Source organism: Mesorhizobium sp. Primo-A (assembly GCF_003997175.1).
Lineage (GTDB): Bacteria > Pseudomonadota > Alphaproteobacteria > Rhizobiales > Rhizobiaceae > Mesorhizobium > Mesorhizobium ciceri.
Genome location: NZ_RZTG01000014.1, coordinates 85,725 through 111,827, shown reverse-complemented (window position 1 = coordinate 111,827; position 26,103 = coordinate 85,725). Strand labels below are relative to the sequence as shown.

Sequence of the window (26,103 nt, the reverse complement as noted above, 5' to 3'; positions counted from 1 at the left end):
CCCGTTCATTTGCCGATTCCGGTGCGAAAGCCTATATGCCGGGATCAAAGGATAAAGCATGGCCCGCATCTACAAGACCCGCACCTGGCACGACGAACTCTCGCCCTCGATGGACGAAATGGAGTTCCTGGCGCTGGAGGCGTACGCCCATCTGCCGGAGGATTTTCGCAAGCTGACCGGCGAGATCGTCATCCAGATCGCCGAATTCCCGACCGACGAAATCATGGACGATCTGTCGCTGGAAACGCCATTCGACCTGCTCGGCCTGTTCGAGGGACGCGGCATCGCCGAGCGCTGGAACCCGCAGACCGGGGAAGGCCCGAACCGCATCACGCTCTACCGCCGCGCCATCCTCGATTACTGGTCCGAGAACGAAGAGACGCTGGGCGACATCGTCACCCACGTGCTGATCCACGAGATCGGCCACCATTTCGGCCTGTCGGACGATGATATGGAGAAGATCGAAGAGGCGGCGGAGTAGGGTGCGCTGATATTCAGGTGATGCCGGCCTGCAAATGATGGCTTCCTGCGCTTCCCCGCTCTACCGCGTCGCGGTAGAACGGTGCTCACGTACCCAAAAGTACGCTCCGCTCCGGTTCTCGGAAACCACCATTTTCGACTCGGCCTGACCTGAATCTCAACACACCCTGCGTCGGAGCTTTTCAAATCTACCAGTCACTCAGCTTGGTATCGGGCCCGTATTCCTGACCGTCGATATCCTTGACCACGGCCTGGCCGCAACGCATCGCTTTGGCCTTCTTGTCGTAGGCATAGGTCGGCGAGCCGAACAGATGCCAGCCCTTGTTCAGCGCCGCTGTCACCTTGTGGCAGAAGCTGGCATCGTCCGGAGCGGACAGAAAGCGGTAGAGTTTCATTGTTCAATTCCTGTCGTGAGTAGCTGTAGCCCGCTCGCATCCATCGAGCATTTATGACCCGATGGCGGCTGCCTTCGCCAGCAGTTTTTCGGCCTTCGCCAGATGCAGCCGCTCGACCATCCTGCCGTTCAGCGCGATCACGCCCTTGCCGGCATTCTCGGCGAGCGCGAAGGCTTCCTTCACCGAGCGTGCCTCGGCCACCGCTTCCGTGGACGGCACGAAGGCGCGGTTGGCGGCTTCGATCTGGGCCGGGTGGATGAGGCTCTTGCCGTCGAACCCCATGGCCGCGGCTTCCGCGCATTCATGGGCGAAAGCGTCGAGGTCGCGAAAATCGTTGGAGACGCCGTCGAGCATGTCGATGCCGCCGGCGCGTGCGGCCAGCACCATCTGCATCAGCCATGGCACGAGGTAGCGCCTGTCAGGCGTCGCCAGAATGCCGGTCTCCTTGACCAGATCATTCGTTCCGGCAACGAAACAATTGAGCCGCGAGGCCGGATCGCGGCCAAGTTCGGCGATGGCGCCGATGTTGAGCAGCGCCTTGGGCGTCTCGATCATCGCCCATAGTTTCACGCTGTGGGGAGCGAAATTATCGTCGAGCACGTCGCCGGCCGCGAGCAGGTCGCGCGGCGTGTCGACCTTGGGCAGAAGGATGCCGTCGGGTTCGCAGCTTGCGGCAGCCAGCAGGTCGTCGGCGCCCCATTCGCCTGATATCGCATTGATGCGCACGATCATCTCGCAGCGTCTCTCGGAATGGCCGGCGAAAATGCCGGCCAGTTTTTCGCGGGCGGCGATCTTGTCGGCCGGAGCGACGGCGTCTTCCAGGTCGATGATGATGGCATCGCAGGCAAGCTGCGCGATCTTGGCCAAGGCCTTGTCGCTGGAGGCCGGGATGTAGAGCACGGAGCGGCGCGGGCGATAGGTTTCCATGGATGATCTATGCCGCTTGTGGGCGGGTGAGGCAAGTCGGGGCATGAAGCTACCAATCTCCCCCACGAGGGGGGAGATCGGCAGCGTTTACCCCTGCACGAAAACTGCACGGGCCTGCGGAAAACCTCCTCGGATCCGCCCTGCCCTTTCCCCGCCCGCTTGCGAGACAAGCGGCATGCACAAGCGAGCAAAGCCCCGTTGGTCCCTGCCTCACCGACTGCGGAGCGAGGGCTGGTGGCTGGCCGATCCGCCGCGCGCGTGTCCCGTCGCAACCCTCATTCCCTTTGTCCGCAGAAGCCCGCCAACGGTTCGGCTGGAAGCCATCAGGAAAGCCAGGTCATGACAGCGTTGTTCTCCGCCGCGCCGAGCTATTGCAGCCGTTTCGGTGTCGCCATCCTGCTGGCAGCGCTCGCGGATTTTCTGTTCTATGGCCAGCCCGCCGGGATCACGGTTTTCCTGTTCGCCCTGCTGATTGCCGCGGCGGTCGTCGCTGTGCACCCGGCCGCCTTCAACGACGGCCGGGTCTGGCTCAAGCCCATCGCCTTGCTTGTCCCGCTGCTGCCGCTGGCTGAAAATGTCAGCACCCTGTCGGTCTCGATCGCGCTGGCGGCGCTGACCGTCTTCGCGCTTTCGTTGAGCGGTCGGCTGCGGCACAGCATCGCCCGCATTGCCGGGCAGATCGTGCTGTTCGGGCTGGCGGCGCCGTTCCGCTTCGTCATTGATTTCATCCGCTGGCGGAGGACGGCGCGGCGGTTCGGTGGGCGCCGCATCCGGCTGGCGGCGATCGCCGTCTGGGTGATGCCGCTGACGCTGGGCGCGGTCTTCCTGGCGCTGTTCGGTGCCGCCAATCCGGTCATCGACTATTGGCTGTCGCTGATCGATCTCGTGAGGCTGCTCGATCTTATCCAGCTGGCGCGGATTGCCTTCTGGCTGTTCGTGCTCGCCGCTGTCTGGGCTTTTCTGCGACCGCGCATGCCGCGCCTGGTTCGCCGCATCCCGCGCGCGTTGCCGGCGGTCAGCGCTCAAGCCGGCAAAACCGCCACCACCATCGAAGACATCCTGTTCGGCAAGGCCGCCATCCTGCGCGCCCTGATCGTCTTCAACATCCTGTTTGCGCTGCAGACGGCGCTCGACGCCGCCTATCTGTGGGGCGGGGCAGCGCTTCCCGATGGGCTGAGCTACGCCTCCTACGCGCATCGTGGCGCCTATCCCTTGATCGTCACGGCACTGCTTGCCGCCGGCTTCGTGCTGGCAGCGCTGCGACCCGGCAGCGAAACCTCGGCCGATCCGCTGATCCGCCGGCTGGTCTATGTCTGGGTGGCGCAGAACATCATGCTGGTCATCTCGTCGATCCTGCGGCTCGACCTCTATGTCGGCATCTATGCATTGACCTACTGGCGCGTCGCCGCCTTTGTCTGGATGGGGCTGGTGGCAGCAGGCCTTGCCCTGATCATTGCCCGCATCGCGCTTAGAAAATCCAACGAATGGCTGCTGTCCGCCAATCTTCTGACGTTATCCCTGACGCTTTATGCCGGCTGTTTCATCAATTTCGCAGCAACGATCGCCAATTACAATGTCGACCATTCCCTCGAAATGACCGGCCAGGGCATTCCCCTAGACGCCTGGTATCTTCACTCGCTCGGTCCGGGCGCGTTTCCCGCGCTTGATCGCTTCCTCGAGCACCAGGGCAAGACGGCGGCCGCCGGCACTGTCCGCGAACTGGCCGGCGTGCGCGGCAGCGACGAAATCTGGTATCGAACTATCCAGCAGAACTGGCGGGCCTGGAGCTTTCGCGACTGGCGGCTGCTTCGATATCTCGACACCAAGGAGCCGTTCGTGATTCCCTCCGCTATCGAACCTTCCATGCCGGGCCGCTGATCCATGCCGCATCACATCCTCGTCGCCGACGATGACCCGCACATCCGCGAGGTGATCTGCTTTGCCTTGGAGAAGGCCGGCATGAAAACGACAGGGGTGGCCGACGGTGCCGCCGCCTTGCAGGCAATCGGCCGCCGGGCACCGGACCTCGTCGTGCTCGATATCGGCATGCCGGAAATGGACGGGCTGGAGGTCTGCCGGCGGCTGCGGCACATATCCGATGTGCCGGTGCTGTTCCTCTCTGCGCGCGACGAGGAGATCGACCGCATCCTCGGGCTCGAAATGGGCGGCGACGACTATGTGACGAAACCATTCAGCCCGCGCGAGCTGGTTGCCCGCGTCAACGTCATCCTGCGGCGCGCCCGCCCGGCGGTGCCCGAACCGGCCGACGACAGGCAGTTTTCGCATGGCAAACTGGCTCTGGCGCCGGCCAGCCATACCGCCAGCTTCGACGGCAAGCCGTTATCGTTGACAGGAATAGAGTTCTCGATCCTGAAGGGGTTCCTGGCGCGGCCGGCGCATGTGCTCGACCGCGACGCGGTGACGGCCAGCGCCTATGCCGCAAACATCCACGTCGCCGGCCGCACCGTCGACAGCCACATCCGCAACATCCGCGCCAAACTGGCAGCCGTGGGTTGCCCAAATGTCATCGAGACGGTGCATGGCGTCGGCTTCCGGCTTGGCCGATGCGGCTGACGGCCTCCAGCAAATGGATCGGCCGCAAATGGCGGCCACGGCTTGCCACGGTCGTCGTCGCCATCCTGATCATGGTGATGGCCTTGCCACTGGTCGGCCTGTTCTTCTTCCGCCTCTACGAGAACCAGCTGATCCGCCAGACCGAGGCGGAGCTGATCGCGCAAGGCGCTGCCATCGCCGCCATCTATGCGCGGGATGTACGTGACGCCGGCATCCCACCGGAAAAGCTCGGTGCGCCGATGCCGGAGCCAAGTGGGGATTCAAGCCGCAGCGTCAATCCGGACCCGCTCTACAGGCCAATCGAACCGCAGCTCGATCTTGCCTCGGATTATGTCCTGCCGACCCGGCCGGCGGCGATGCCGGTGATCGTCGATCCCGCCTTCGCGGTGATCGGCGCGCGCCTGTCCGGCATCCTCGACGCCACCCAGAAAACCACGTTGGCCGGCTTCCGGCTGCTCGACCCCCGGGGCGTCGTCATTGCCGGGCGCGGCGAGGTCGGCCAGTCGCTCAGTGCGGTCGAAGAGGTGCGCACAGCACTTGCCGGCCACTATGCCAGCGCGCTCAGGCTGCGCATTCCCGACCAGCCGACGCCACCGCTCTATTCGGTCAGCCGCGGCACCAAGGTGCGTGTCTTCGTCGCCCTGCCGGTCGCTGTCGACGGCCAGGTCGCCGGCGTCGTCTATGTGTCGCGGACGCCCAACAACATCATCAAGCATCTCTATGGCGAACGCGGCAAGGTGACGTTGGCGGCGATCGCCATTCTCGGCGGCACGCTGCTCATCGGTCTCATCTTCCTGCGCACCGTCAGCCGGCCGATCTATGCGCTGATCGACCGCACCGAGCGCATCGCCGCCGGCGACCGCACGGCGATCCGGCCGCTCGACCACCACGGCACGCGAGAGATGGCGGAGCTGTCCGCAGCCTTCCTCGACATGGCCGAGAAGCTTCAGGCACGGTCGGACTCGGTCCAGACTTTCGCCACACATGTCTCGCATGAGCTCAAATCGCCGCTGACGGCGATCCAGGGCGCGGCCGAATTGCTGCGCGATTCCGGTGGCGCGATGGACGATGCGGAGCGGCGGCGTTTCTCCAACAATATCGTCACCGATGCGGGGCGGCTCAATCTGCTGGTGCGGCGCCTGCTCGACCTGGCGCGCGCCGAAAACCTGGCGCCGAGCGGCGAAAGCACATCGCTCGGTGCGGCACTGTCGCTGCTGCCCGTCGATAGCAGGCTCACGGTTAGCATCGGGGCCGGCGGCGACATCAGATTGCGCATATCGGCCGAGAACGCGGCTATCGTGCTGGCCAATCTCATCGACAATTCGGCCAGGCATGGCGCGACGCAGGTTTCTGTCTCCGCTACGAGCGCCGGCGGCAAGGCGAGCATCCTGGTCAGCGACGACGGTGCCGGCATTTCGCCGAGCAACCGGGCGCGCATTTTCGAGCCGTTCTTCACCACGCGGCGCGAACAGGGCGGCACCGGCATGGGGCTTGGCATCGTGCTGGCCCTCCTGAAAGCGCATGATGGTATGATCGCGCTGGTTGACAGCGAGCGCGGCACGCGCTTCGAGGTCATTCTGCCGGTGGCGTGAAGGACACTATCGGCCGGATCGGAGAGAACATGCGCTACGACATCGTCATCATCGGCGGAGCCATCGTCGGCTCCTCGGTCGCCTATTACCTGCGTGAGCAAGGGTTTTCCGGCACGATCGCGCTGGTCGAGCGTGATCCGCAATTCGCGCATGCGGCAACGACGCTGTCCATGGCCTCGATCCGCCAGCAATTCTCGATCCCGGAAAACATCCGCCTGTCGCAGTTCACGCTGAAGCTGTTCCGGCGGCTGAAGGAAGAGTTCGGGGATGACGCCGATATCGGCTTTCGCGAGGGCGGCTACCTCATCCTTGCCGGCGAGGACGGCTTGCCGATCCTGAGGAGCAATCACCAGGCGCAGATGGCCGAGGGCGCCGACATTGTGCTGGAGGACGCGGATCAGCTGGTGCGCCGGTTCCCATGGCTGTCGACCGAGGGCATTTCAGCCGGCGCCTATGGCCGCACCGGCGAAGGCTGGTTCGACGCGCATGCGATGCTGACGCTGTTCCGCAAGGCGCTGCGGCAGAAGAAAGTCGATTTCATCGCCGCAGATGTCACCGGCATCGCGCGCGATGGCAACCGCGTCACGGGAGTGAGCCTGGGCAATGGCGAGACGCTGGAGGCTGGCATCGTCGTCAACGCCGCCGGCCCTAACGCCGGCAAGGTGGCTGCCATGGCCGGGCTCGAGCTGCCGGTCGAGCCGCGCAAGCGCAATGTCTTCGTCTTCGAGGCGCGCGAGAAATATGCCGACATGCCGCTGCTGGTCGATCCCTCCGGCATCTATGTCCGTCCGGAAGGCTCGGTCTACCTCACCGGCGGCGCCGAACCGGAGGAAGGCGACTGCGCACCCGATCCCGGCGACTTCGAGGTAAACTGGCCACTGTTCGAAGAGGTGATCTGGCCGGTGCTGGCGACCCGTATTCCCGCCTTCGAGGCGATCAAGCCGACCCGTGCCTGGGCCGGCCACTACGACTACAACACGCTCGACCAGAACGCGGTGATCGGTCCGCATCCCGACGTCGGCAATTTCCTATTCGCCAACGGCTTTTCCGGCCACGGCCTGCAGCAGGCGCCAGCAGTGGGCAAAGCGCTGGCCGAGCTGATCGTGCATGGCGGTTATCGCACGGTGGATTGCTCGGCGTTCGGGTATGAGCGGGTGGCGGAGGGAAGGGCGTTCCGGGAATTGAATGTGATTTGAGCGGGCGAAGGGAAGGTCCTTTTTGACGCTGGCGCGAAGGATCGCCACGGTTGCGGAAGAGTATTTCGAGCGAGCCTCAGCCCTTGCGGTCGAACCAGAAGGCGTCGGCCATGCGCTTCATGCCGATACGTTCGTAGAAGCCGACGGCATCGGGCATGGAGATCAGGCTGATGGCGACCGATGGTCCAAGCTGCCGGCGCGCCTCGTCCATCAGGCCCTTGCCGATGCCGAGCCCCTGTGCCGATCGGGAAACGGCGAGTTCGGAGATGTAGCAGACCCAGGAGAAGTCGGTGATCGCCCTGATGACGCCGATCAGCGGCTTGCCCTGAATATCAAGGCGCGCGGTCAGCACCAGATTGGCGCCCGACAGCATCGCCCGCAGCCGCGCTTCATCATCGATCGGCCGTGTCTCGCCGAGGCCGGATTCGACCAGCACGCGACGGAATTCGGCGATGTCGAGCGCGGGTTCTCTTTCGTAGAGGACGTGTGCGTTTTCTGCCATGGCCGCCAGATTGCACCATCGGGCTGGCTTGTGCCACCATGCACGAACAGTTGCCTTTTATTTGCCGCCGGCTTTGTGTAAACCGGGCCTCAGCAAATTCCCCCGCAACGAAAACACGGGCAAAAACCATGGAAAAATTCACCAAGCTCACCGGCGTCGCCGCTCCGATGCCGATCGTCAATGTCGACACCGACATGATCATCCCGAAGGATTATCTCAAGACGATCAAGCGCACCGGGCTCGGCACCGGCCTGTTCGCCGAAATGCGCTACAAGGACGACGGTTCGGAAAACCCGGATTTCGTGCTCAACAAGCCGGCCTACCGCAAGGCGCAGATCCTGGTCGCCGGCGACAATTTCGGCTGCGGCTCCAGCCGAGAGCATGCGCCGTGGGCGCTGCTCGACTTCGGTATTCGCTGCGTCATCTCGACCTCGTTCGCCGACATTTTCTACAACAACTGCTTCAAGAACGGCATCCTGCCGATCACCGTCAGCCCCGAGGATCTCGAGAAGCTGATGGACGACGCCTCGCGCGGCTCCAATGCCACGGTGTCGGTAGACCTCGAAGCCAAGGAAATCCGTGGGCCGGATGGCGGCGTGGTCAAATTCGACCTCGACGACTTCAAGCGGCACTGCCTGCTCAACGGGCTCGACGATATCGGCCTGACCATGGAGAAAGCCGGCGCCATCGCTTCGTTCGAGAAGCGCAACGCCGAACAGCGCCCCTGGGCCTGAGCGGCGCGCTCCGGACGGGTGGATCTGGCCTTTCGGGCCGGTTCGCGGCGACTGAGTGGAGGGACAGTCATGACACGTTCGCTTCTTGCCGGCCTTTGCGGGCTGGCCTTGTTGCTGGGGCAAATCGCCAGCGCGTCTGCGCAGACCCAGACGCCCGCCACACAGCCGGCCCCGGCGACGGAGCAGCCGTCCGCCGATCAGGGGACGAACGCCGCCGATGCTTCCGATGACGACAAGCAGGCCCCGGTGCCATTCGAAGGCGGCACGCTGACCATCACCCAGAAGGAACAGTATGGCGAGAAGGTGCTTGCCTATGACGGCAAGCAGCTGGCCAGCAATTACGATGTCTTCTTCGACAAAATAGTCGAGGTCGGCGGCGTCAAGGTGGCGCTGTTCGATGTCGGCGACGGCGGCAACCAATGCGGGCCGGCGACGGTGATCGTCTGGAAGCCGGAAGGCGGCACGATCCAGAGCACCACTGTCGAGCAGGACCAGTGCGGCGCCCCGCCCTCGGCGGTGTCCGACAACGCCATCTATTTCGTGCCCTACCTGTTGCCGGGGGATGAGAAACCGGCTTTGCAATGGTCGCCGACCGACGGGCTGACGATTTCGGGCAATCTGACCTACATGCCGGAACCCGGCACGGACTGGAAGGACATCGATCCGGAAAAGTACCAGAACATCATCGACGCCTTCCACAATGAGGCCGTCTACAAGGAAGCGGAAAAGCTGCTCGGCAAGGACATGGCCGACATGGCGACCAGCCTGCTGGTCGGCGGCGGCACCGAAAAGACCGCTTCGGGCGCCTTCTACGCCAGCGGCTGCGTGCCGCATGATTGCGGCGGCAATGACGGCTTCATGGCGGTCGACCCGGCCCAGCACAGGCTCTATTTTGCGCGCCGCGGCGACAATGGCCAGCCGAACGCCTGGCCTGATGTGGCGACATGGCCGGCGGATGTGAAGGCGGCGTTGGACAAGGCGCTGGGGGCGGCAAATTAAAGCTTTAGCGTTGCGCAGCACCCCCTCGCTTTCGTCATCCTATGGTCTGCGCCGCGTCGCTACGCTCCTTGCTCCGCCATAGGATGACGACGGAAGGGATGCTTCAACCAATCTCGGAGGTTCGCGCTTCGCTTCCGGGATAACAGTTTGCCTGGCTTGGCCCACGACCCGCGCCGTTCCGCCTGCTAATGCTGGCCGACAACCCAAGCAAGGCCCCTCATATGCGCAAACTCATCTCCACCGGTTCGCCGTTCGAAAAGACCGCCGGCTATTCGCGCGCCGTGGTGCAGGGCGACTGGTGTTTTGTGTCCGGCACCACCGGCTACGACTATGCGACGATGACGATGCCGGAGACGGTGGAGGCGCAGACGCGCAATTGCCTGGCGACGATCGGCAAGGCGCTGAAGGACGGCGGCTTCGAGATGGCTGACGTGGTGCGGGCGCATTACTACATCACCGACCAGGCCTTCGTGGATGTAGTCTTCCCGATCCTCGGCGAGACGTTCGGTGACATCAGGCCGACAGCGACGATGATCGTCTGCCAACTCAACAAACCGGAAATGAAGATCGAGATCGAGGTGACGGCGCTGCGGCGCACGGCCTGAAGGGCGACCGACGATGAAAGTCCAGCGCATTGTTGCCAATATCGAGACAGCGGATGTCGCGGCGGCGAAGCGTTTCTACCACGATGTGCTCGGCCTCGACGTGCTGATGGATCTCGGCTGGATCGCAACCTACGGCTCGCAAGCAAAGATGGATGTCCAGGTCAGCTTCATGGCGCAAGGCGGTTCCGGCACGCCGGTGCCCGACCTCTCCATCGAGGTCGACGACGTGGATGCGGCGCTCGATGCCATGAAGGCGGCGGGCTTTGCCATCGAATACGGACCGGCCGACGAACCGTGGGGCGTGCGGCGCTTCTACGTCCGCGATCCGTTCGGTCGGCTGGTCAACATTCTCTCGCATCAGTGATGACGTATGCCGGCGGGACAGCGCCCCCCTCTGGCCTGCCGGCCATCTCCCCCTCAAGGGGGGAGATTGGATGTCGCCTCGGCGTTCGCCAATCTCCACGTCAGAAAGAAGAGGCGAAACGATAATGCTGCCAATCTCCCCCTTGAGGGGGAGATGCCCGGCAGGGCAGAGGGGGGCGCTACGGATCACCAACGAATCGGGTTATCCGTGATCGCTGCGTTCCTGCTTGCATGCAACTCGCTTGGCGTTTAGCAAGGCCGCGGTTCAAATCTTTCCAGGACGGTTTCTCCATGGCAACGAAGCATCTTTTCCTGCTCCCCGGTGACGGCATCGGTCCTGAGGCCATGGCCGAGGTCAAGAAACTGATCGCGGTCATGAACGACAGGCTCGGCAGCGGTTTTGCCACCGATGAGGGGCTGGTCGGCGGCTGTGCCTATGACGCGCATGGCGCGGCGATCTCCGATGCCGACATGGAAAAGGCGATGGCGGCCGACGCGGTGCTGTTCGGCGCCGTCGGCGGTCCGAAATGGGATGCGGTGCCTTATGAAGTGCGCCCAGAAGCCGGCCTGCTGCGGCTGCGCAAGGACATGGAGCTGTTCGCCAATCTGCGCCCGGCCATCTGCTATCCGGCACTGGCAGCGTCCTCTTCGCTCAAGCAGGAGGTGGTCGAAGGTCTCGACATATTGATCGTGCGCGAGCTGACCGGCGGCGTCTATTTCGGCGAGCCCAAGCAGATCATCGACCTCGGCAACGGCCAGAAGCGCGGCATCGACACGCAGGTCTACGACACGTTCGAGATCGAGCGCATTTCGGGCGTCGCCTTCGAGCTGGCGCGGACCCGCAAGAACCATGTCACTTCGATGGAAAAGCGCAATGTGATGAAGTCGGGTGTGCTGTGGAACGAGGTCGTCACCCAGACCCACAAGGCGCGTTATGCCGACGTCAAGCTCGACCACATGCTGGCCGATGCCGGCGGCATGCAGCTGGTGCGCTGGCCAAAACAGTTCGACGTCATCGTCACCGACAATCTGTTCGGCGACATGCTGTCCGACATCGCCGCCATGCTGACCGGCTCGATCGGCATGCTGCCGTCGGCCTCGCTCGGCGCGCCTGACGCCAAGACCAAGAAGCGCAAGGCGCTGTACGAGCCGGTGCACGGTTCGGCGCCCGACATTGCCGGCAAGGGCATTGCCAACCCGATCGCCATGATCGCCTCCTTCGCCATGTGCCTGCGCTATTCCTTCGGCATGGTCGATGAAGCCGACCGCGTCGAAGGCGCGATCGCCGCCGTGCTCGACGCGGGCCTGCGGACGAAAGACATCATGTCCGATGGCATGACCGAGGTCGGTACGGTTGAGATGGGCGACGCGATCATCGCCAAATTCCTGGGCTGATACCGTGACGGTCGACGTCCGCTGGGCGACGATCGAGGACGCGACGACGCTCGCGGCCATGTTTTGCGAGATGGCGGAACATTATCGGCAACGGCCTCTCGATGCCGACCGGGCCCTGTCTGCGGCACGAAAATGGCTTGGCGAGGAAAGCCCGGCCTATCCGCATTTCGCGCTCGCCTTCATCGAGGGCGAGGTCAGCGGCCTGGCGTCGGTGGCGATCGCGCATCCCGGTATCGATCTCGAGCGGCTGCTGTTCCTCAAGGACCTGTTCGTGCGCGACAAAGCCCGCAACGCTGGTGTCGGCCGGGCGCTGATCGGCTTTCTCGCCGATCATTGCCTGCGCGAAGGCATCGGCCGCATCGACCTGACCAGCGAGGACTGGAACGAAGGCGCGCAGCGCTTCTACGACCGGCTTGGCGCAGAACGCCACGGCCAGAAGGTCTTTCTCAGGCTTTCGGGCGAGGCGCTGAAGGCGATCATCCCTAGACCCTGACGCCCGCCGGCACCGGTCCCCACTGGTTTTCGCGGGCCTGCGTCGGGATCAGCGCGAAGACCAGGATGATCAGGCTGCCGATGGTCGGGATCAGCACCACCAGATAAAGCCAGCCCGAGAGGCCGATGTCATGGATGCGGCGAACGGTCATGCCGAGGCTGGGCAGCAGTGTCGCCAGGACGAAGGTGCCGCAAAGGCCGACGGTTACCGCCGCCGATACGCTGCTGTCGAAATTGCCCATTTCGTTGTCGGCGAAAAGACCGATACCGCCGATGACAAGCAGCGAGACCACCCAGAACAGGAAATAACCCCAATATTCCTTGCGGCGGGCACGTCCGGCGAAATTGAAATAGTTCTGCGTCACGCCACGCCAGAAATAGCCCCAGAGATCGGTGGGCTCGGCCGGCCCGGAGGAACGGCCGAAATGCTGGGCCTGTGGCGCAGAAGCGGATGGTGCGTTACCGGCTTGAGTCGGCGCGGCGCTCGTACCAGCGTCGCCGGCCGGCGCAGCCGTCTCGGCGGCGATCAAAAAGACGTCGCGCGCCTGGCCGCCGCCCGCCTGGAATTCCACGCCCGCGCCCTTCCGCATAGTGGTTTCCCGGCGCAGGTTTTCGCGGGTGAAGGTGTAGCGGTTGCCGTCGGCTCCGGTGATGAAGCCGAAGCCCTGGACTTCGTCATAATGAAGCACTTTGCCGCGCATTTGCCACCCCCACTTGCCACGTCCCTGCCAAGGTGTGGCACATGGCCGAACCGATGGGCAAGACCGCATCGGGATGCGGCCGGCGTCATGCGGGCGGATGAGGCTCGTTGCCCGGTCTTACGAAGGCCGCTTCTTCGCCTTCTTGTGCTTGGGTGCACCAGAGGTGTCGAATTTCGGCTTGCCCGGCTTCTTCGCCCATGGCTTTGCATCATGCGGGGCGGTCGGGCGCTGATCGGCTGCTGCCGGTGCACGTTTTTCGAATTTGCGCTTCGGCGCGTTGGGATCGAACGGCGCCTTGCCGCGATGCGGCTTCTTGTCGGGGCTTGGCGGCTGATAGCCGGCGCGCGACAGATCGGGCGTACCGTCGAGCCGCTTCACCAGGATGTTGCCTTGCAGCTTCCGGTCGGGACCGATCGCGGCCAGGAAGCGGTCTGCCCAATCCGCTGCGATCTGCACGTAGGTCTCTTCCGGCTGCATCTTGATGGCGCCGATCTCTCGCTTCGAGATGCTGCCGGTGCGGCATAGCATCGGGATGAGCCAGCGCGGCTCGGCATTCTGCCGGCGCCCGATCGACAGCGAGAACCAGACGCTGTCGCCGAAATCGTCGCGGCGGCTGGGCGCCTCGTCGCGGCGCGCGAAACCTTCGCCCGCCGGTCTTTCACGCGACGGCGTGAAGGGCGCGATCTCCATGAGGTCCTCGGGGGCCGAGCGGCTGGCGCGGCACTGGCGCACGAAGGCAGCGGCCACCTGTTCGGCGCCATGCCTGGCGAGCAGCGCGTCGATGAAGGAGCGCTCGTCCTCCTTCACCGGCTCATCGAAAGCCGGATCGGCAAGGATGCGCTCGTCGTCGCGCCGCATCACGTCGTCGGCCGAGGGCGGGCTCGCCCATGTCGCCTTGAGGCCGGCGTTCTGCAACAGCCGTTCGGTGCGCTTGCGGGCGCTGTTGGGCACGATCAGCGCGCTGACGCCCTTGCGCCCGGCGCGGCCGGTGCGGCCGCTGCGGTGCAGCAGCGTTTCCGGGTTGGTCGGCAAATCGGCGTGGATGACCAGCTCAAGATTGGGCAGGTCGATGCCGCGCGCCGCGACATCGGTGGCGATACAGACTTTTGCGCGGCCGTCCCGCATCGCTTGCAGCGCATGGCTGCGCTCATTCTGGCTGAGCTCGCCCGACAGGGCGACGACGGAGAAGTTGCGGTTGTTGAAGCGCGCGGTCAGATGATTGACGGCGGCACGCGTGTTGCAGAACACCAGCGCGTTCTTGGCTTCGTAATAGCGCAGCACATTGATGATGGCGTTCTCGCGGTCGGGCTGGGCGACGCTCAGCGCCCGATATTCGATGTCGAGATGCTGCTTCTCCTCGCCGGCGGCCGAAATGCGCACCGCATCGCGCTGATAGCCCTGGGCGAGCGTGGCGATCGAGCGCGGCACCGTGGCCGAGAACATCAGCGTCCGGCGTTCGGCCGGAGCGGCGTCGAGGATGAATTCGAGGTCTTCGCGAAAGCCGAGATCGAGCATCTCGTCGGCCTCGTCGAGCACCACCGCCTTCAGCGCCGACATGTCGAGCGAGCGCCGGGTGATGTGGTCGCGCAGCCGGCCGGGCGTGCCGACGACGATATGGGCGCCACGCTCCAGCACACGCCGCTCCGAGCGCATGTCCATGCCGCCGACGCAGGACGCCACGGTGGCACCGGTCAGTTCGTAGAGCCATTCCAGTTCGCGCGTCACCTGCAAGGCGAGTTCGCGCGTCGGCGCCACCGCCAGCGCCAGCGGTGCGGCGGCGTGGCCGAAGCGCTCCGCGCCCTCAAGCAGGGTCGGCGCCAGAGCGAGGCCGAAGGCCACCGTCTTGCCGGAGCCGGTCTGCGCCGAAACCAGCGCATCGGCCTCGCCGAGCTCGGGCGCCACGACCGCCTTCTGGACGGGCGTCAGCTCGGAATAGCCGCGTTTCTCCAGCGCCCTGGCAAGCGCTGGAACAAGTGCTTCGAAGTTGGACATCTCACTCTTTCGGAATTTTAGGGTCCGCGCTCATCACGGAGCACATGCCGGGGCGGGCCTCGCGCCAGCCAAACAATCTTGGCCGTTCGTACTTCGCGCAGCCGCGATTGTACAGGGCGCGCGCAAAACCAGGCGCCGCTCGGCAATTGACTCTTGCCGCAAACCGCGTAAAAGCCGGCACCGAACGGGACAGTTTCGATGCGCGGCCTTTTGACGGCTCTTCCTGCATTCGATGCCCCCAGCCTCAATGCACATCATTGGGCCGGGCGCGTCGGCGCATCTCCTCGTTTCAGCAAAACCACATTCTTGGCCGAGAAAACTGGCAAAACCACCACCAAAACGGTGTGATTCCCTTGGCCTAACCACCCTCTCCCGGGTTCGGCCCGGGGGACGGAACCCGCAGCGGCCAGCGGGTTTCTCCAAAAACCAAGCGGAGAGGGACAGGAGATTTTTCGATGAGTTTCAAGGTAGCGATCGTCGGCGCCACGGGCAATGTGGGCCGGGAAATGCTCAACATACTGGAAGAGCGCGGCTTTCCGGTAAGCGAGGTGGTGGCGCTGGCCTCACGGCGCAGCCAGGGCACGGAAGTGTCGTTCGGCGACCGCACGCTGAAGGTGAAGTCGCTTGACCAGTATGATTTTTCCGACACCGATATCTGCATCATGTCGGCCGGCGGCAACGTCTCCAAGGAATGGTCGCCGAAGATCGGCAAGCAGGGCTGCGTCGTCATCGATAATTCGTCGGCCTTCCGCTACGACCAGGACGTGCCGCTGATCGTGCCGGAAGTGAACCCGGACGCGATCTCGCTGTTCACGCGCAAGAACATCATCGCCAATCCGAACTGCTCGACGGCGCAGCTGGTGGTGGCGCTGAAGCCGCTGCACGATTTCGCCACCATCAAGCGCGTCGTTGTCGCCACCTACCAGTCGGTGTCTGGCGCCGGCAAGGAAGGCATGGACGAGCTGTTCACGCAGACACGCGCGGTGTTTGTCGCCGACACCGTCGACGTCAAGAAGTTCACCAAGCGCATCGCCTTCAACGTCATCCCGCATATCGACGTCTTCCTCGACGACGGCTTCACCAAGGAAGAATGGAAGATGGTCGCCGAGACCAAGAAGATGCTCGATCCCAAGATCAAGCTGACGGCGACCTGCGTGCGCGTGCCGGTGTTCATCGGCCACTCGGAAGCGGTCAACATCGAGTTCGAAAAGCCGATCACCGCCGACGACGCGCGGGATATCCTGCGTGAAGCCCCAGGCTGCCAGGTCTTGGACAAGCGCGAGGACGGAGGCTACATCACGCCGCTGGAATCGGCCGGCGAGGACGCCACCTTCATCTCGCGCATCCGCGAGGATTCGACCATCGACAACGGCCTGTCGATGTGGATCGTCTCCGACAATCTGCGCAAGGGCGCCGCACTCAACGCGGTGCAGATCGCCGAGCTTTTGGTCGAGCGCGGCCTGATCCAGCCGAAGAAGAAGGCGGCCTGACGGCTGATTTAGTTTTCGCTCACGGGCCGCACCGCCGCTAGCGCGGCTGGCCCGCGGTCGCGGGCTCCGCCCTCGGCCGGGATGCTGAAGGTTTGCGGAGCATTGATGAAGGCCAATCTCCCCCACGAGGGAGATCGGCAGCTTCGCCGATGCGCTACACTCGGTTGTCTTCGGCCAGCCCGATCAGCAGCTTCAGTGCCTCCTCCGCCCTATCGGCGGGAACGAACAGATGGTCGTGATAAAAGGCCGAAACCGGGTTCACGCCCATGCCGGCGGCGGCCAGGCGCGTGGTGATGGCGGCGAGGAAGCCGACGGCTTCCAGCGACGAATGGATGTTCAGCGTCAGCATCCGGCAGCGGAACGAAGCGGTCAGTGCCGCGGCGTTGGCCTCCTCCTCGGTCACGATCAGCGTCACACCCTCGCGCTCGCGAAACACCATCACCGGCTCAACGCCTTCCGGCTGAGGGACGCCGGGTGCCAGCGTGACGAAGACATAGGCGCCGGCGAGCAGCTCCGGTGTCATCGACGCCAGCAGTGTCTTGAGATCGGTTTCGCCGGCCATCTGTCTTCCCTCGCCTGCAAAAAACGGGCCGCAGCCCACGTGCTCTTCAATATCCGCGACCGGCGCGTGCCGATAGTCCAGGCGCTGCAAGGACGACATGGCGATGTCGCTGGCGGCTGGGCTTGCAGAGCTGTCGCATCGCACAATAGAGAAGCTGAGGGCCAGTGCCGGTCCGTGAAAGGCCTTCGATGATCGTTCGCCCGCGCCCCACATTCCTGCAGCTGTTCTTCATCATGCGCGGTTCGGTCGTGCCACGCATTCTGCCGCAAATATTGGGCTTCGCGCTTTATTCCGCGATCATCCTGGCCGCGGCGCGCCGGTTCCAGCTTGATTTCAGCGTCTTCAACATCACGCCTTTCGGCCTGGTCGGCGTGACATTGTCGATCTATCTCTCGTTCCGCAACAACGCCGCCTACGACCGTTGGTGGGAGGCGCGCAAGCTGTGGGGCGCGCTGGTCTTCGAAATGCGCAACCTGGCACGCGCCACCACCAGCCTCATCCCGGACCAGACCGAACAGCGCGCCCTGCTGATGGAAGCGCTCGCCTTCTGTCATTTCCTGCGCGGGCAGTTGCGCAAGATCGACAGCATGAAGGATGCCCGTGCCTTCATCGACGCGGAGGCGGACAAGGCAGCAGCCTTTTCCAATCCGGCGGATGAGATGGTCAGGCGCATGGGCCGGCGTGCCAATGCGCAGCGCCTGGCGGGCGACGTCGACACGATCGGCTTTCGTATCCTCGATGAGAGGCTCGCGTCGGTCGCGGCCATCCAGGCCGGCTGCGAGCGGATCGCCGGTACGCCCTTGCCGTTCGCCTACACGCTGCTGGTGCATCGCACGGCCTATATCGTCTGCCTGCTGCTGCCGATCGGCCTGATCTCGACCACCGGTTGGGCGACGCCGCTGTTCACCGCGCTGATCGCCTACACTTTCTTCGGCCTCGACGCGCTGTCGGAAGAGCTCGAGGATCCGTTCGGGACCGAAGCCAACGACCTCGCTCTCGACAGCCTCTGCCGTGTCTGCGAAATCTCGGTGTTCGAGGCGCTTGGCGAAACGCCGCCGAAGATGATCCCGGCGGAAAAGTTCTATTTTTCGTAGGCAAAGGCGCGCGGGCTTAAAAGAATCTGCCCCGCTGTCGGATCGCCGCTCCATGCCACGTCCTTGGTTCGACCCCAGCAAGAAGGGGATAGAACCATCAGGAGGGACCATCATGAGCATTTCCGAAACCGCGCCCGTCTCGCCGGGCGCTTTGTGGACCGGCCGCGCGCTCAGCGGCGTCATCGTGCTGTTCATGATCTTCGACGGCGCCATCAAGCTGCCGCCGCTCGATATCGTCATCCAGACGATGGTACCGCTTGGCTGGCCGGCCGATCCGAATGTCGCGCGCATGCTTGGCGTCATCGGCCTGATCTCGACCGCTCTCTACGCGCTGCCGCGCACCTCGGTGCTCGGCGCCATCCTGCTTACTGCCTATATGGGCGGCGCCATCGCCACCAATGTCCGCGTCGACAACCCGCTGTTCTCGCACATTCTGTTCGGCGTCTATCTCGGCATTATCCTGTGGGGTGGCCTGTATCTGCGCGATTCCAGGCTCCGCGCGCTGATCCCGTTCAGCCGTTAGATCCGGATCGAAGCACCGCTTTCGGCTCGAAGCCTGAACCCTTTGCCGGGCAATATCTCAGGGATCGAATCGTCGAGTTGCGAGTTAGAGATTCGCCCGGCGGCGGAGGCGGCTCCTATCGGAGAGGAACGACGATGAAGAAAACGATGCTTTTGATGGCGCTGCTGGTGCCGCTCGCCGCTTGTTCGCAAACGGAAAAAGGCGCGGCCGTAGGCGGCCTCGGTGGCGCTGCCGTCGGTGCGGCCGTCGCCGGCGATCCGGTTGAAGGCGCCGTCGTCGGTGGTGCTGTCGGCGCTGTTGCCGGCGCGCTGATCGGCCGGGCGAGCGAGCGTGGCGAATGCCGCTACCGCGATAGCCGTGGCCGCGTCTATATTGACCGCTGCCCGCGCGGCTATTGACCGGGCGGCTTTTACAGACAGGGTCGAATGAAAAAACGGCGGGCACATGGCCCGCCGTTTTCCTGGATGCGATAGAGCAAATACTTATTCGGCGGTTGCGGCTTCCGCCTCGGCCGGTGCAGCCGCGGCGGCGGCAACGGCAGCAGCGGCATCTTCCTGCGCCTTCTTCAGAAGAGCAGCGCGTTCCTGCGCCTTCTTGCCCGGCTCGGCCTTCTTCGGGTTGGAACGGGCGTCGCGCTTGACGAGGCCGGCCTCGTCGAGGAAGCGCAGCACGCGGTCGGTCGGCTGGGCGCCATGCGCCAGCCAATGCTTGACGCGGTCGGCGTCGACCTTGACGCGTTCGCCGTCCTTGGGCAGCAGCGGGTTCCACGAGCCGATGGACTCGATGAACCGGCCGTCACGCGGCGAACGGGCGTCGGCAATGACGACGTGGTAGTAAGGACGCTTCTTCGAGCCCGCACGGGCCAGTCGGATCTTCAAGGGCATTTCTTTTCTCCTAAAAACTAAGTTCGTTGATTGGGTTTCAGTTGGTTTTCGTCACGCCGTTGGAAGCGGCGATCTGTTCGTGGTGGCGGATCACTTCGCGGACGACGAAGTTGAGGAACTTTTCCGCGAAATCCGGGTCGAGATGGGCATCCTTCGCCAGTTGGCGAAGCCGGGCGATCTGCTGCTGCTCGCGTGCCGGGTCGGCCGGCGGCAAGCCATGAGTCGCCTTCAGCACGCCAACCGCCTTGGTGCAGCGGAAGCGCTCGGCAAGCATGTGGATGAGGGCTGCGTCGATGTTGTCGATCGACGCCCGGTAATCTGCCAGGAGGGCGCGGGCGTCGGCCATGTCCTTTTCTTCGTTCATGGCGTCCTCACTTCTTCTTGCCAAGGCCGGGCAGCCCGCCACCGCCGAGGCCGGGAAGCCCGGGAAGTTTCATGCCGCCGGGCAAACCTGGCATGCCGCTGGGCAGGCCACCGCCGCCGGGAAGGCCTTTCATGCCGCCGCCTAGGCCGGCTGCCTGCGCCTGCTTCTGCAAGGCTTCGAGCTGCTTGGGATCCATCTTCGACAGGTCCGGCATGCCGCCGCCCATCATGCCACCCATACCGCCGGGCATCATGCCGCCGAGGCCCATCTTGGAGGCGAGGCCGCCCATCATGCCGCGCATCAGGCCGCCGCCTTTGCCCTTGCCGCCCATTGCCTTCATCATGTCGGCCATGCCGCGATGCATTTTGAGCAGCTTGTTGATTTCGGCCGCGTCGGTGCCGGAACCGGCAGCGATGCGCTTCTTGCGCGAATGCTTGAGCAAATCGGGATTGGCGCGCTCTGCCTTGGTCATCGACGAGATGATGGCGAGCTGGCGGCCGAACATCTTGTCGTCGAGACCGGCGGCGGCCATCTGGTCCTTCATCTTGCCCATGCCGGGCATCATGCCCATGATGCCGCCCATGCCGCCCATCTTCGACATCTGCTGAAGCTGGCCGGCGAGATCGTTCAGGTCGAACTTGCCCGACTGCATCTTCTTGGCCATCGCCGCCGCCTGTTCGGCGTCGATGTTCTCGGCGGCCTTTTCGACGAGCGAGACAATGTCGCCCATGCCGAGGATGCGGTCAGCGATGCGCTTGGGGTGGAATTCCTCCAGCCCGTCCATCTTTTCGCCGGTGCCGATCAGCTTGATCGGCTTGCCGGTGACGGCGCGCATCGAAAGGGCAGCACCGCCACGGCCGTCGCCGTCCATGCGGGTCAGCACGAGACCGGTGATGCCGACGCGCTCGTCGAAGCTCTTGGCCAGGTTGACGGCGTCCTGGCCGGTCAGCGAATCGGCGACCAGCAGGATTTCGTGCGGGCTCGATACCTTCTTGATGTCGGCCATCTCGACCATCAGCGGCTCGTCGATATGGGTGCGGCCGGCGGTGTCGAGGATGACGACGTCGTGGCCGCCGAGCTTGGCCGCCTGCACGGCGCGGCGCGCGATGTCGACCGGCGACTGGCCGTCGATGATCGGCAGCGTGGCGACCTTGACCTGTTCGCCGAGCTGGCGAAGCTGCTCCTGCGCGGCGGGGCGCCGCGTGTCGAGCGAGGCCATCAGGACCTTCTTGTTCTGACGCTCGGAAAGACGCTTGGCGATCTTGGCCGAAGTGGTCGTCTTGCCGGAACCCTGCAGGCCGACCATCATGATGACGACCGGCGCCGGGGCATTGAGATCGATGGCGACGCCTTCAGCGCCGAGCATGTCGACCAGTTCGTCATGAACGATCTTGACGACCATCTGGCCGGGCTTGATCGACTTGACCACGGCAGCGCCGACGGCCTTCTCGCGCACCTTGTCGGTGAAGGAGCGCACCACTTCCAGCGCCACGTCGGCTTCGAGCAGCGCACGGCGCACCTCGCGCAGCGCCGCCGAGACATCAGCCTCCGACAGCGCGCCGCGGCCGGTCAGGCCGTTCAGGATCGAACCAAGACGTTCCTGTAGCGATTCAAACATTCGTTTTCCTTTTCCCTGGCACCCGGATGGTGCCCGAGAGGTAATGCGTTCGCGCCCAGTGTCCAACCAAAAGTCCAAGCAAAAGCCAAAACCAAAAAGCACCCGGGGGCGCTCAGCGCTGCCGGGTGTTGGCCTCCAGGATCGATTTACAGCACTTCACCTCAAAGAGGTTTCGGCGTCCTGGTCGGCTTGCTCGGAGGGATACTCGTCGCGGAATTCGGGGCGTGTAGACAGGAAATCTGCGCAAGAGTCAAGACAAGGGCCGGGTAGCGTCATTCCCGGACCCGCATTCAGGCCGTGCTCGCGCGGTCCGGAAGCTCGGCGGCGACCTTGAGCGGCGAGCGCGGATGCAAAAGCAGCCCGATGGTCAGCAGGCTGCAGGCGATGCCGATGAAGGCGATGAGAACCGCATCCGACGTTGCCCAGCCCGGTCCCTCGAGCGGCCTGGCGTTGAACAGGGCGAAGGAATTGTAGCTTTCCTGATGCGAGATCAGCAGGAAGCCGGTCAGGTTGTTGCCGAGATGAGCACCCAGCGCGGCGCCGAGATTGCCTGTTGCGTAAACGACAAGCGTCAGCAGCAACGCGAAAGCGGCGATCGACGCCAGCACACAGGCGTTGATGGCTGGCGACGAACTCGCACTCCAATGCAGCGAGGTGAACAGCAGGGCCGGCAGCAGCGCCCAGATGAACGGGCTCTTGAACCGGCTGGCCAGCCCGCGCAGCAGGTAGCCGCGAAACAGCAACTCTTCCGACGAGGTCTGCAACAGAGTGAGCGCGGCGATCGGGATCGCAAACAGCAGCCAGGACGACAGGCTGATCGGGCCGCGCGCGATCTGCGGCTGCAAGAGATAGAGCAGGATTTCGGAGATCAACGAGGTGATCAGCACCGCGATCAGCCCCTTGAGGAAGCCGGACCATGAAACACGCCGGCTGTTGCCGAGCAGCGCCGACAGCTTCTCGCCATGCACCCAGCGCATCGCGACCCACAGGCCGATCCAGATGCCGGCGAACGAGACGAGCGCGGTGAGAATGCCGATGGGCGAGGCGAGGAAACCCTGCATGCCGGATGATGGGGCCGCCTGCCGGGCGAAGAAGGCATAGGTGCCGCCGACCAGCACGGCCACGGTGGTTGCTGCCCAAAAAAGGACGACGATCCCCGTTCCGAGCAACAGGCGCGGCAAGGTCGTCCTGGCGTTCGGCGAATGCCTGTAGCGCTCGAAGGCGGCCGGATCGATGGTCACGCGGGCTCCTTTGCCAAAGTCATCGCCTATTGACTAACCGACCGCCGGAAAAATCGGAAGTCTTCCGCAAAGGACAATGCTCAGAGCAGCGTCGGCGCACAAGAGGCGACGCTGCGGTGCCGCCTGCCGGCGGCCGCTGCTGTGGCAGCGGCCGCTTATGTCAATTGTCGTCAGCGCACGACGTACATGATGCGCCGGGTCTGCGGATCGATCAGCGCCCGCTGGCCGTTCACATAGACATAGCGGTAATTGTAGTCTGGAATCTCGCGCAGCTCGACGGTGTCGGGCAGGGTCGCGCCGGTGACCACTTCGCCATCGAGATAGATGGGATCGAGGCGGTGCGTGTCGACATAGGTGCGGACTTCAGCCGGGGGCGGCGGGAAGTCATCGACGACCGGATCGCTGGCGATGATCGCGCCGGTATAATCGGTCGAGTAGTTGCCGATGTCCTCCGGCGGCGAGACGACAGCAACGCTGGCGCGCCGTTGCGTCAGCACCACCCGGCTGCCGCCTATATCGGCCGTCACATAGTCGGAATAGACCCAGCCCTGGCCGCCGGCCTCGGCTATGGTGCACCATTTGCTGTTTTCGATGCAGCCATTGAGCGTTGCCGACTGACCGGCGGCGAGCACGCCGATGACAGGGTATTGCGGGCCGGGTCCGGCGCGAACGTTAAGATCGGTGACGGCTGAGACGGCGGTGTCGGCAAACGCGGCGCCCGACATCACGGTCAGCATTCCGGCGACCGCCGGAAACAACAGGGATTTCATGGTTTCTCTCCGTTTTCATGGTCCCTCGCCAGCGAAAACGGGGCAGCAGCTCATGCGTTCCCGCTAAAGCGCCTGTGCCAACTCACGATTTGTTCCCTGTTCTCCAGGCAAATCGGTCAGAAGTTCGTGAACGAAGTCCAATTTCCGCGCCGTGACGTCCGAAATGACAAAGGGATAGAGGTCCGGCAGGCCCATGCAGCGGTTGATCGAATTGGAGGCTTCCGACAGCACCAGCCAGCGGGCCAGGATCTTTTCGAAAGACTCGGGCGCGGTCGGCGGCTCCGAGGGTGCGGCCTGCAATTCGCCGCCTGTGTCGCCGCGCGGCAAGTCGTTGGCCTCCACCGTCTCCAGCCGGCCGAGCGGAAAGTTCAGTGCGTGCACCATTTCCAGCGTGTCGGTGATGTGCAGGTGGTGAGCCCAGGTCTCGGCCCAGTCCTCCCATGGATGCGAGGTCGCATAGGCCGAGATGTGGCCTTGCTGCCAGTCGGGCGGCGCACCATTGGCATAATAGGCCTTCAGCGCCTGTTCGTAATCGGCGCGGTCATCGCCGAACAGTGCGCGGAAAGCTTCGAGCCGGTGCGGATCGTCGCGGATCAGGCGGTCCCAATAATAGTGCCCAAGCTCATGACGGAAATGACCGAGCAAGGTGCGGTAGTTCTCGCCCATCTCGACGCGGCGCTTTTCGCGCTCGGCCGAATCCGCCTCGGCGACGTTGAGCGTGATCAGGCCATTGTCGTGGCCGGTCAGGATCCGCTCGCCGCCGGGGCCGCCGCCGATCGGATCGGCGAGGAAGTCGAAGGCCAGCCCGATCTCGTCGGCGGGGTTCTGCTTGGGCGCCACCGGCAGCCCGAAGGCCAGCAGCGAATAGATGGCGCGCTTCTTCGCCGCTTCGACACGGATCCAGCGGCGGCGGTTGCCGTCGACGGAGAGATCCGGGATCAACTGGTTGAGCGCACAGGCGCGGCAAAAGGCGTGTCCGGGCTCGGCCATCCAGTTGCAGGCGCATTCATCGGCGTTGGTGCACTGGAAGATGCCGTCGGCGCTCGCCAGCGCGAAACAGGCGTGCTCGGGATCGTAGAGCACGGGGTTCCCGCAGTTCAGGCACTGGGCGTTCTCGAAATAGATGCGATGGCCGCAATGGGGGCAGTCGAAGAGTTTCATGTCGGTCTCAATTCACCGGAGGTGACATAGATGTTCACGGCGGCCCGTGCCCAACGCGAACAGCCGCGCGGCGTTCCACATTTTCCTGAAGCTATTTGGCCGCAAGCTGGGCGACAACCTGTCTTGCCACCGCTTCGCCCGACAGCCGTGCGCCGCCGCAGGTCTGCATCAGCGGGCCGGCCAAGTGCTCGCCGGCGAAGAAGATCTTGTCGGCCACCGGCTGCATGAGCGCGGCGCGCGCCAGTGAACGGCCAGGGCGGGCGGCGACGTAGGCGCCGCGCACGAAGCGCTCGCCGCCCCAATTGGTCATCATGGCGCGTCCGACATGCTTGCGCGTATCGCCACCGAAGATGCCGCACAGCCGGTCGACGACGAAGTCGATGCCGGCCGCCTCGCCGGCCGCCGACATTTCCCAGGCGAAATCGCCGCCGACGAACCCGACCATCAGGTCAAGGTCGAACGGGAAGCACAGGAAATAGATGTCGTGCCTGGCCATCCGTTCGATCAGCAGGTCGTCGAAAGGCTGCAGCCCGAGCCTTGTGCCCGATATTTCGACCGGCAATTTGGTCAGCATGCCCATCGGCAGGTCGAAGAAGGCGCCAAAATGGGTGTCGGGCAGGGCCGGCGAGAACGCGATCTCCTCGAAGGCGAGCACCGCCGGCGAAGCGGTCACGATCACCGCTTTGGCGCGGACGGTGCCGCGATCGGTGACGCAGGCGACGCCGGGCACGTCCCACAGGATCTTACGCACCGGCGTCGACAGTTCGACCGGCACGCCGGCGCCGAAACGCGCCACCAGCGCGCCAAGGCCCTCCTTGCTGAAGTAGTTCGGGTCGAGATCGGCGGCGGCTTGGAAGTCCAGGATCGAGATTTCGTCCTCGTCGGCGCCGAAATCCATCGGCCCGGCGAAGGTGGCGGCGGCGCGCGGCGCATGGCCTTTTGCCAACAGCGCCGAAAGACGATCGTCATCTCCGTCCTTCACTTCATGCCTGGCCAGCAGTTCGAACAGCTTTGCGTCGGCGGCCTTCATGTCGGCTTCTTCCGCTTCGCTCGCCTTGCGCTCGCGGTAGTAGAGATGATCGACATTCATGTCGTGATGATGCAACGTCCAGCCTGCCACTTGCGCTTCGGGAAAATAGGGATTGCGGTCGGCGGCATGCAGCCAGGCGCAGCCGATGTCGAAAGGCACGCCGAAATGCTGGTCGCTGGTCCAGGCTCGCCCGCCGATTCGGTCCATCGCTTCGAGCAGCGTGAAGGAAAGCCCCGCCGCCTGCAGGGTTTTGGCAGCGGCAAGACCCGCCGAGCCGGCGCCGATGATGACGACATCAACGTCTTGCATGCAGCCCCCTTGCCACAATAATCACTTGATCCTAGGCAAATTCCACGGCATTCGCCAGCATTGCAGCGGTGACAGTGACAAGTGCGCGTTTCGCTGGCAAGTTCGCAATT

The 26,103-nt window shown here is 64.2% G+C and carries 29 protein-coding genes; 16 read left to right on the top strand and 13 right to left on the bottom strand.

All coding sequences use genetic code 11. The annotated features are described in order from the left end of the window. The first annotated feature begins 58 nt into the window (after positions 1–58). Complete coding sequence (locus EOC83_RS25070) at positions 59–481, top strand: metallopeptidase family protein (protein WP_023763026.1); 423 nt, start codon at positions 59–61, stop codon at positions 479–481. A gap of 187 nt (positions 482–668) precedes the next feature. On the opposite strand, the gene EOC83_RS25065 is transcribed toward EOC83_RS25070, so the two are convergent. Then, entirely contained in the window at positions 669–875 is a 207-nt protein-coding gene (locus tag EOC83_RS25065) for a DUF1737 domain-containing protein (protein ID WP_013528780.1), read from the bottom strand. A gap of 51 nt (positions 876–926) precedes the next feature. Next, positions 927–1,802, bottom strand: coding sequence for a CoA ester lyase (locus EOC83_RS25060; RefSeq protein WP_063169572.1), 876 nt, complete (start codon positions 1,800–1,802; stop codon positions 927–929). 339 nt (positions 1,803–2,141) lie between these two features. On the opposite strand from EOC83_RS25060, the gene EOC83_RS25055 reads away from it, so the two are divergent. The 4 genes from EOC83_RS25055 to EOC83_RS25040 are packed head-to-tail and all read left to right on the top strand — an operon-like array spanning position 2,142 to position 7,164. Further along, the gene (locus tag EOC83_RS25055) at positions 2,142–3,680 is read left to right on the top strand and encodes a DUF4173 domain-containing protein (RefSeq protein ID WP_063169571.1); all 1,539 of its coding nucleotides are present in this window, start codon (positions 2,142–2,144) and stop codon (positions 3,678–3,680) included. A gap of 3 nt (positions 3,681–3,683) precedes the next feature. Beyond that, positions 3,684–4,376 carry a response regulator transcription factor gene (locus tag EOC83_RS25050; protein ID WP_063169570.1) on the top strand — a complete coding sequence of 231 codons (693 nt, stop codon included), beginning with the start codon at positions 3,684–3,686 and terminating at the stop codon, positions 4,374–4,376. Beyond that, positions 4,367–5,968: an ATP-binding protein gene (locus EOC83_RS25045; protein ID WP_063169569.1), complete on the top strand. Its 1,602-nt coding sequence runs from the start codon at positions 4,367–4,369 to the stop codon at positions 5,966–5,968. Before EOC83_RS25050 ends, EOC83_RS25045 begins: the two co-directional genes overlap by 10 nt. 29 nt (positions 5,969–5,997) lie before the next feature. After that, complete coding sequence (locus EOC83_RS25040) at positions 5,998–7,164, top strand: FAD-binding oxidoreductase (protein ID WP_063169568.1); 1,167 nt, start codon at positions 5,998–6,000, stop codon at positions 7,162–7,164. A 76-nt stretch (positions 7,165–7,240) separates the two neighbouring features. On the opposite strand, the gene EOC83_RS25035 is transcribed toward EOC83_RS25040, so the two are convergent. Beyond that, on the bottom strand, positions 7,241–7,666 hold the full coding sequence (locus tag EOC83_RS25035) for a GNAT family N-acetyltransferase (RefSeq protein WP_013528786.1): 426 nt from the start codon (positions 7,664–7,666) through the stop codon (positions 7,241–7,243). Between the two features lie 128 nt (positions 7,667–7,794). Between EOC83_RS25035 and leuD the strand changes: the two genes are divergently transcribed. The 6 genes from leuD (at position 7,795) to EOC83_RS25000 (ending at position 12,255) form a co-directional block, all read left to right on the top strand. Further along, positions 7,795–8,400 carry a 3-isopropylmalate dehydratase small subunit gene (leuD, locus tag EOC83_RS25030; protein WP_013528787.1) on the top strand — a complete coding sequence of 202 codons (606 nt, stop codon included), beginning with the start codon at positions 7,795–7,797 and terminating at the stop codon, positions 8,398–8,400. Positions 8,401–8,469: 69 nt separating this feature from the next. Further along, positions 8,470–9,399 (top strand): hypothetical protein, encoded by a 930-nt coding sequence (locus EOC83_RS25025; RefSeq protein ID WP_013528788.1) that lies wholly within the window; start codon positions 8,470–8,472, stop codon positions 9,397–9,399. A gap of 221 nt (positions 9,400–9,620) precedes the next feature. Continuing rightward, on the top strand, positions 9,621–10,004 hold the full coding sequence (locus EOC83_RS25020; protein ID WP_063169567.1) for a RidA family protein: 384 nt from the start codon (positions 9,621–9,623) through the stop codon (positions 10,002–10,004). Between the two features lie 13 nt (positions 10,005–10,017). After that, positions 10,018–10,368, top strand: a complete 351-nt coding sequence (locus EOC83_RS25015; protein ID WP_063169566.1) for a VOC family protein — start codon at positions 10,018–10,020, stop codon at positions 10,366–10,368. A gap of 290 nt (positions 10,369–10,658) precedes the next feature. After that, the gene (leuB, locus tag EOC83_RS25005; protein ID WP_063169565.1) at positions 10,659–11,762 is read left to right on the top strand and encodes a 3-isopropylmalate dehydrogenase; all 1,104 of its coding nucleotides are present in this window, start codon (positions 10,659–10,661) and stop codon (positions 11,760–11,762) included. A 4-nt stretch (positions 11,763–11,766) separates the two neighbouring features. Beyond that, the gene (locus EOC83_RS25000; RefSeq protein ID WP_063169564.1) at positions 11,767–12,255 is read left to right on the top strand and encodes a GNAT family N-acetyltransferase; all 489 of its coding nucleotides are present in this window, start codon (positions 11,767–11,769) and stop codon (positions 12,253–12,255) included. On the opposite strand, the gene EOC83_RS24995 is transcribed toward EOC83_RS25000, so the two are convergent. Further along, positions 12,245–12,955, bottom strand: a complete 711-nt coding sequence (locus EOC83_RS24995; RefSeq protein WP_063169563.1) for a DUF805 domain-containing protein — start codon at positions 12,953–12,955, stop codon at positions 12,245–12,247. The genes EOC83_RS25000 and EOC83_RS24995 overlap by 11 nt on opposite strands. Before the next feature lie 117 nt (positions 12,956–13,072). Beyond that, entirely contained in the window at positions 13,073–14,947 is a 1,875-nt protein-coding gene (locus EOC83_RS24990) for a DEAD/DEAH box helicase (RefSeq protein ID WP_063169562.1), read from the bottom strand. A 198-nt stretch (positions 14,948–15,145) separates the two neighbouring features. Here EOC83_RS24990 and EOC83_RS32885 point away from each other — a divergent pair, with 198 nt between their 5' ends. Together EOC83_RS32885 and EOC83_RS24985 are read left to right on the top strand one after the other, a co-directional pair. Next, complete coding sequence (locus tag EOC83_RS32885) at positions 15,146–15,295, top strand: hypothetical protein (protein ID WP_164746448.1); 150 nt, start codon at positions 15,146–15,148, stop codon at positions 15,293–15,295. Positions 15,296–15,402: 107 nt separating this feature from the next. Then, complete coding sequence (locus EOC83_RS24985; protein WP_063169561.1) at positions 15,403–16,437, top strand: aspartate-semialdehyde dehydrogenase; 1,035 nt, start codon at positions 15,403–15,405, stop codon at positions 16,435–16,437. A gap of 154 nt (positions 16,438–16,591) precedes the next feature. On the opposite strand, the gene EOC83_RS24980 is transcribed toward EOC83_RS24985, so the two are convergent. Continuing rightward, on the bottom strand, positions 16,592–16,999 hold the full coding sequence (locus tag EOC83_RS24980; protein ID WP_013528796.1) for an ACT domain-containing protein: 408 nt from the start codon (positions 16,997–16,999) through the stop codon (positions 16,592–16,594). Positions 17,000–17,187: 188 nt separating this feature from the next. On the opposite strand from EOC83_RS24980, the gene EOC83_RS24975 reads away from it, so the two are divergent. The 3 genes from EOC83_RS24975 (at position 17,188) to EOC83_RS24965 (ending at position 19,014) form a co-directional block, all read left to right on the top strand. Continuing rightward, the gene (locus EOC83_RS24975; protein WP_063169560.1) at positions 17,188–18,093 is read left to right on the top strand and encodes a bestrophin family ion channel; all 906 of its coding nucleotides are present in this window, start codon (positions 17,188–17,190) and stop codon (positions 18,091–18,093) included. Positions 18,094–18,205: 112 nt separating this feature from the next. Next, on the top strand, positions 18,206–18,616 hold the full coding sequence (locus tag EOC83_RS24970) for a DoxX family protein (protein ID WP_063169559.1): 411 nt from the start codon (positions 18,206–18,208) through the stop codon (positions 18,614–18,616). 134 nt (positions 18,617–18,750) lie between these two features. Further along, complete coding sequence (locus EOC83_RS24965) at positions 18,751–19,014, top strand: glycine zipper domain-containing protein (protein WP_013528799.1); 264 nt, start codon at positions 18,751–18,753, stop codon at positions 19,012–19,014. An 84-nt stretch (positions 19,015–19,098) separates the two neighbouring features. Here the strand turns inward: EOC83_RS24965 and rpsP are convergent, their stop codons facing one another. From rpsP to EOC83_RS24930, 7 genes are all read right to left on the bottom strand, one after another. Further along, a complete protein-coding gene (gene rpsP / locus EOC83_RS24960) occupies positions 19,099–19,500 on the bottom strand; it encodes a 30S ribosomal protein S16 (RefSeq protein ID WP_013528800.1) in 402 nt (133 codons plus the stop codon). A 37-nt stretch (positions 19,501–19,537) separates the two neighbouring features. Beyond that, complete coding sequence (locus EOC83_RS24955) at positions 19,538–19,864, bottom strand: chorismate mutase (protein ID WP_013528801.1); 327 nt, start codon at positions 19,862–19,864, stop codon at positions 19,538–19,540. A 7-nt stretch (positions 19,865–19,871) separates the two neighbouring features. Beyond that, on the bottom strand, positions 19,872–21,482 hold the full coding sequence (gene ffh, locus EOC83_RS24950) for a signal recognition particle protein (RefSeq protein WP_024504031.1): 1,611 nt from the start codon (positions 21,480–21,482) through the stop codon (positions 19,872–19,874). A 290-nt stretch (positions 21,483–21,772) separates the two neighbouring features. After that, entirely contained in the window at positions 21,773–22,723 is a 951-nt protein-coding gene (locus tag EOC83_RS24945) for a CPBP family intramembrane glutamic endopeptidase (RefSeq protein ID WP_013528803.1), read from the bottom strand. 170 nt (positions 22,724–22,893) lie between these two features. Continuing rightward, a complete protein-coding gene (locus tag EOC83_RS24940; protein WP_063169558.1) occupies positions 22,894–23,493 on the bottom strand; it encodes a DUF1236 domain-containing protein in 600 nt (199 codons plus the stop codon). 63 nt (positions 23,494–23,556) lie between these two features. Next, positions 23,557–24,654 (bottom strand): putative zinc-binding metallopeptidase, encoded by a 1,098-nt coding sequence (locus tag EOC83_RS24935; protein WP_013528805.1) that lies wholly within the window; start codon positions 24,652–24,654, stop codon positions 23,557–23,559. 91 nt (positions 24,655–24,745) lie between these two features. Then, entirely contained in the window at positions 24,746–25,993 is a 1,248-nt protein-coding gene (locus EOC83_RS24930; RefSeq protein WP_063169557.1) for an NAD(P)/FAD-dependent oxidoreductase, read from the bottom strand. Positions 25,994–26,103 lie beyond the last annotated feature (110 nt).

Excerpts from the sequence above, each read along its gene's own strand:
- EOC83_RS25070 (WP_023763026.1), top strand. The coding sequence starts at position 59 with ATGGCCCGCATCTACAAGACCCGCACCTGGCACGACGAACTCTCGCCC.
- EOC83_RS25065 (WP_013528780.1), bottom strand. The coding sequence starts at position 875 with ATGAAACTCTACCGCTTTCTGTCCGCTCCGGACGATGCCAGCTTCTGC.
- EOC83_RS25060 (WP_063169572.1), bottom strand. The coding sequence starts at position 1,802 with ATGGAAACCTATCGCCCGCGCCGCTCCGTGCTCTACATCCCGGCCTCC.
- EOC83_RS25055 (WP_063169571.1), top strand. The coding sequence starts at position 2,142 with ATGACAGCGTTGTTCTCCGCCGCGCCGAGCTATTGCAGCCGTTTCGGT.
- EOC83_RS25050 (WP_063169570.1), top strand. The coding sequence starts at position 3,684 with ATGCCGCATCACATCCTCGTCGCCGACGATGACCCGCACATCCGCGAG.
- EOC83_RS25045 (WP_063169569.1), top strand. The coding sequence starts at position 4,367 with ATGCGGCTGACGGCCTCCAGCAAATGGATCGGCCGCAAATGGCGGCCA.
- EOC83_RS25040 (WP_063169568.1), top strand. The coding sequence starts at position 5,998 with ATGCGCTACGACATCGTCATCATCGGCGGAGCCATCGTCGGCTCCTCG.
- EOC83_RS25035 (WP_013528786.1), bottom strand. The coding sequence starts at position 7,666 with ATGGCAGAAAACGCACACGTCCTCTACGAAAGAGAACCCGCGCTCGAC.
- leuD (WP_013528787.1), top strand. The coding sequence starts at position 7,795 with ATGGAAAAATTCACCAAGCTCACCGGCGTCGCCGCTCCGATGCCGATC.
- EOC83_RS25025 (WP_013528788.1), top strand. The coding sequence starts at position 8,470 with ATGACACGTTCGCTTCTTGCCGGCCTTTGCGGGCTGGCCTTGTTGCTG.
- EOC83_RS25020 (WP_063169567.1), top strand. The coding sequence starts at position 9,621 with ATGCGCAAACTCATCTCCACCGGTTCGCCGTTCGAAAAGACCGCCGGC.
- EOC83_RS25015 (WP_063169566.1), top strand. The coding sequence starts at position 10,018 with ATGAAAGTCCAGCGCATTGTTGCCAATATCGAGACAGCGGATGTCGCG.
- leuB (WP_063169565.1), top strand. The coding sequence starts at position 10,659 with ATGGCAACGAAGCATCTTTTCCTGCTCCCCGGTGACGGCATCGGTCCT.
- EOC83_RS24995 (WP_063169563.1), bottom strand. The coding sequence starts at position 12,955 with ATGCGCGGCAAAGTGCTTCATTATGACGAAGTCCAGGGCTTCGGCTTC.
- EOC83_RS24990 (WP_063169562.1), bottom strand. The coding sequence starts at position 14,947 with ATGTCCAACTTCGAAGCACTTGTTCCAGCGCTTGCCAGGGCGCTGGAG.
- EOC83_RS32885 (WP_164746448.1), top strand. The coding sequence starts at position 15,146 with ATGCGCGGCCTTTTGACGGCTCTTCCTGCATTCGATGCCCCCAGCCTC.
- EOC83_RS24985 (WP_063169561.1), top strand. The coding sequence starts at position 15,403 with ATGAGTTTCAAGGTAGCGATCGTCGGCGCCACGGGCAATGTGGGCCGG.
- EOC83_RS24980 (WP_013528796.1), bottom strand. The coding sequence starts at position 16,999 with ATGGCCGGCGAAACCGATCTCAAGACACTGCTGGCGTCGATGACACCG.
- EOC83_RS24975 (WP_063169560.1), top strand. The coding sequence starts at position 17,188 with ATGATCGTTCGCCCGCGCCCCACATTCCTGCAGCTGTTCTTCATCATG.
- EOC83_RS24970 (WP_063169559.1), top strand. The coding sequence starts at position 18,206 with ATGAGCATTTCCGAAACCGCGCCCGTCTCGCCGGGCGCTTTGTGGACC.
- EOC83_RS24965 (WP_013528799.1), top strand. The coding sequence starts at position 18,751 with ATGAAGAAAACGATGCTTTTGATGGCGCTGCTGGTGCCGCTCGCCGCT.
- rpsP (WP_013528800.1), bottom strand. The coding sequence starts at position 19,500 with ATGCCCTTGAAGATCCGACTGGCCCGTGCGGGCTCGAAGAAGCGTCCT.
- EOC83_RS24955 (WP_013528801.1), bottom strand. The coding sequence starts at position 19,864 with ATGAACGAAGAAAAGGACATGGCCGACGCCCGCGCCCTCCTGGCAGAT.
- ffh (WP_024504031.1), bottom strand. The coding sequence starts at position 21,482 with ATGTTTGAATCGCTACAGGAACGTCTTGGTTCGATCCTGAACGGCCTG.
- EOC83_RS24940 (WP_063169558.1), bottom strand. The coding sequence starts at position 23,493 with ATGAAATCCCTGTTGTTTCCGGCGGTCGCCGGAATGCTGACCGTGATG.
- EOC83_RS24935 (WP_013528805.1), bottom strand. The coding sequence starts at position 24,654 with ATGAAACTCTTCGACTGCCCCCATTGCGGCCATCGCATCTATTTCGAG.
- EOC83_RS24930 (WP_063169557.1), bottom strand. The coding sequence starts at position 25,993 with ATGCAAGACGTTGATGTCGTCATCATCGGCGCCGGCTCGGCGGGTCTT.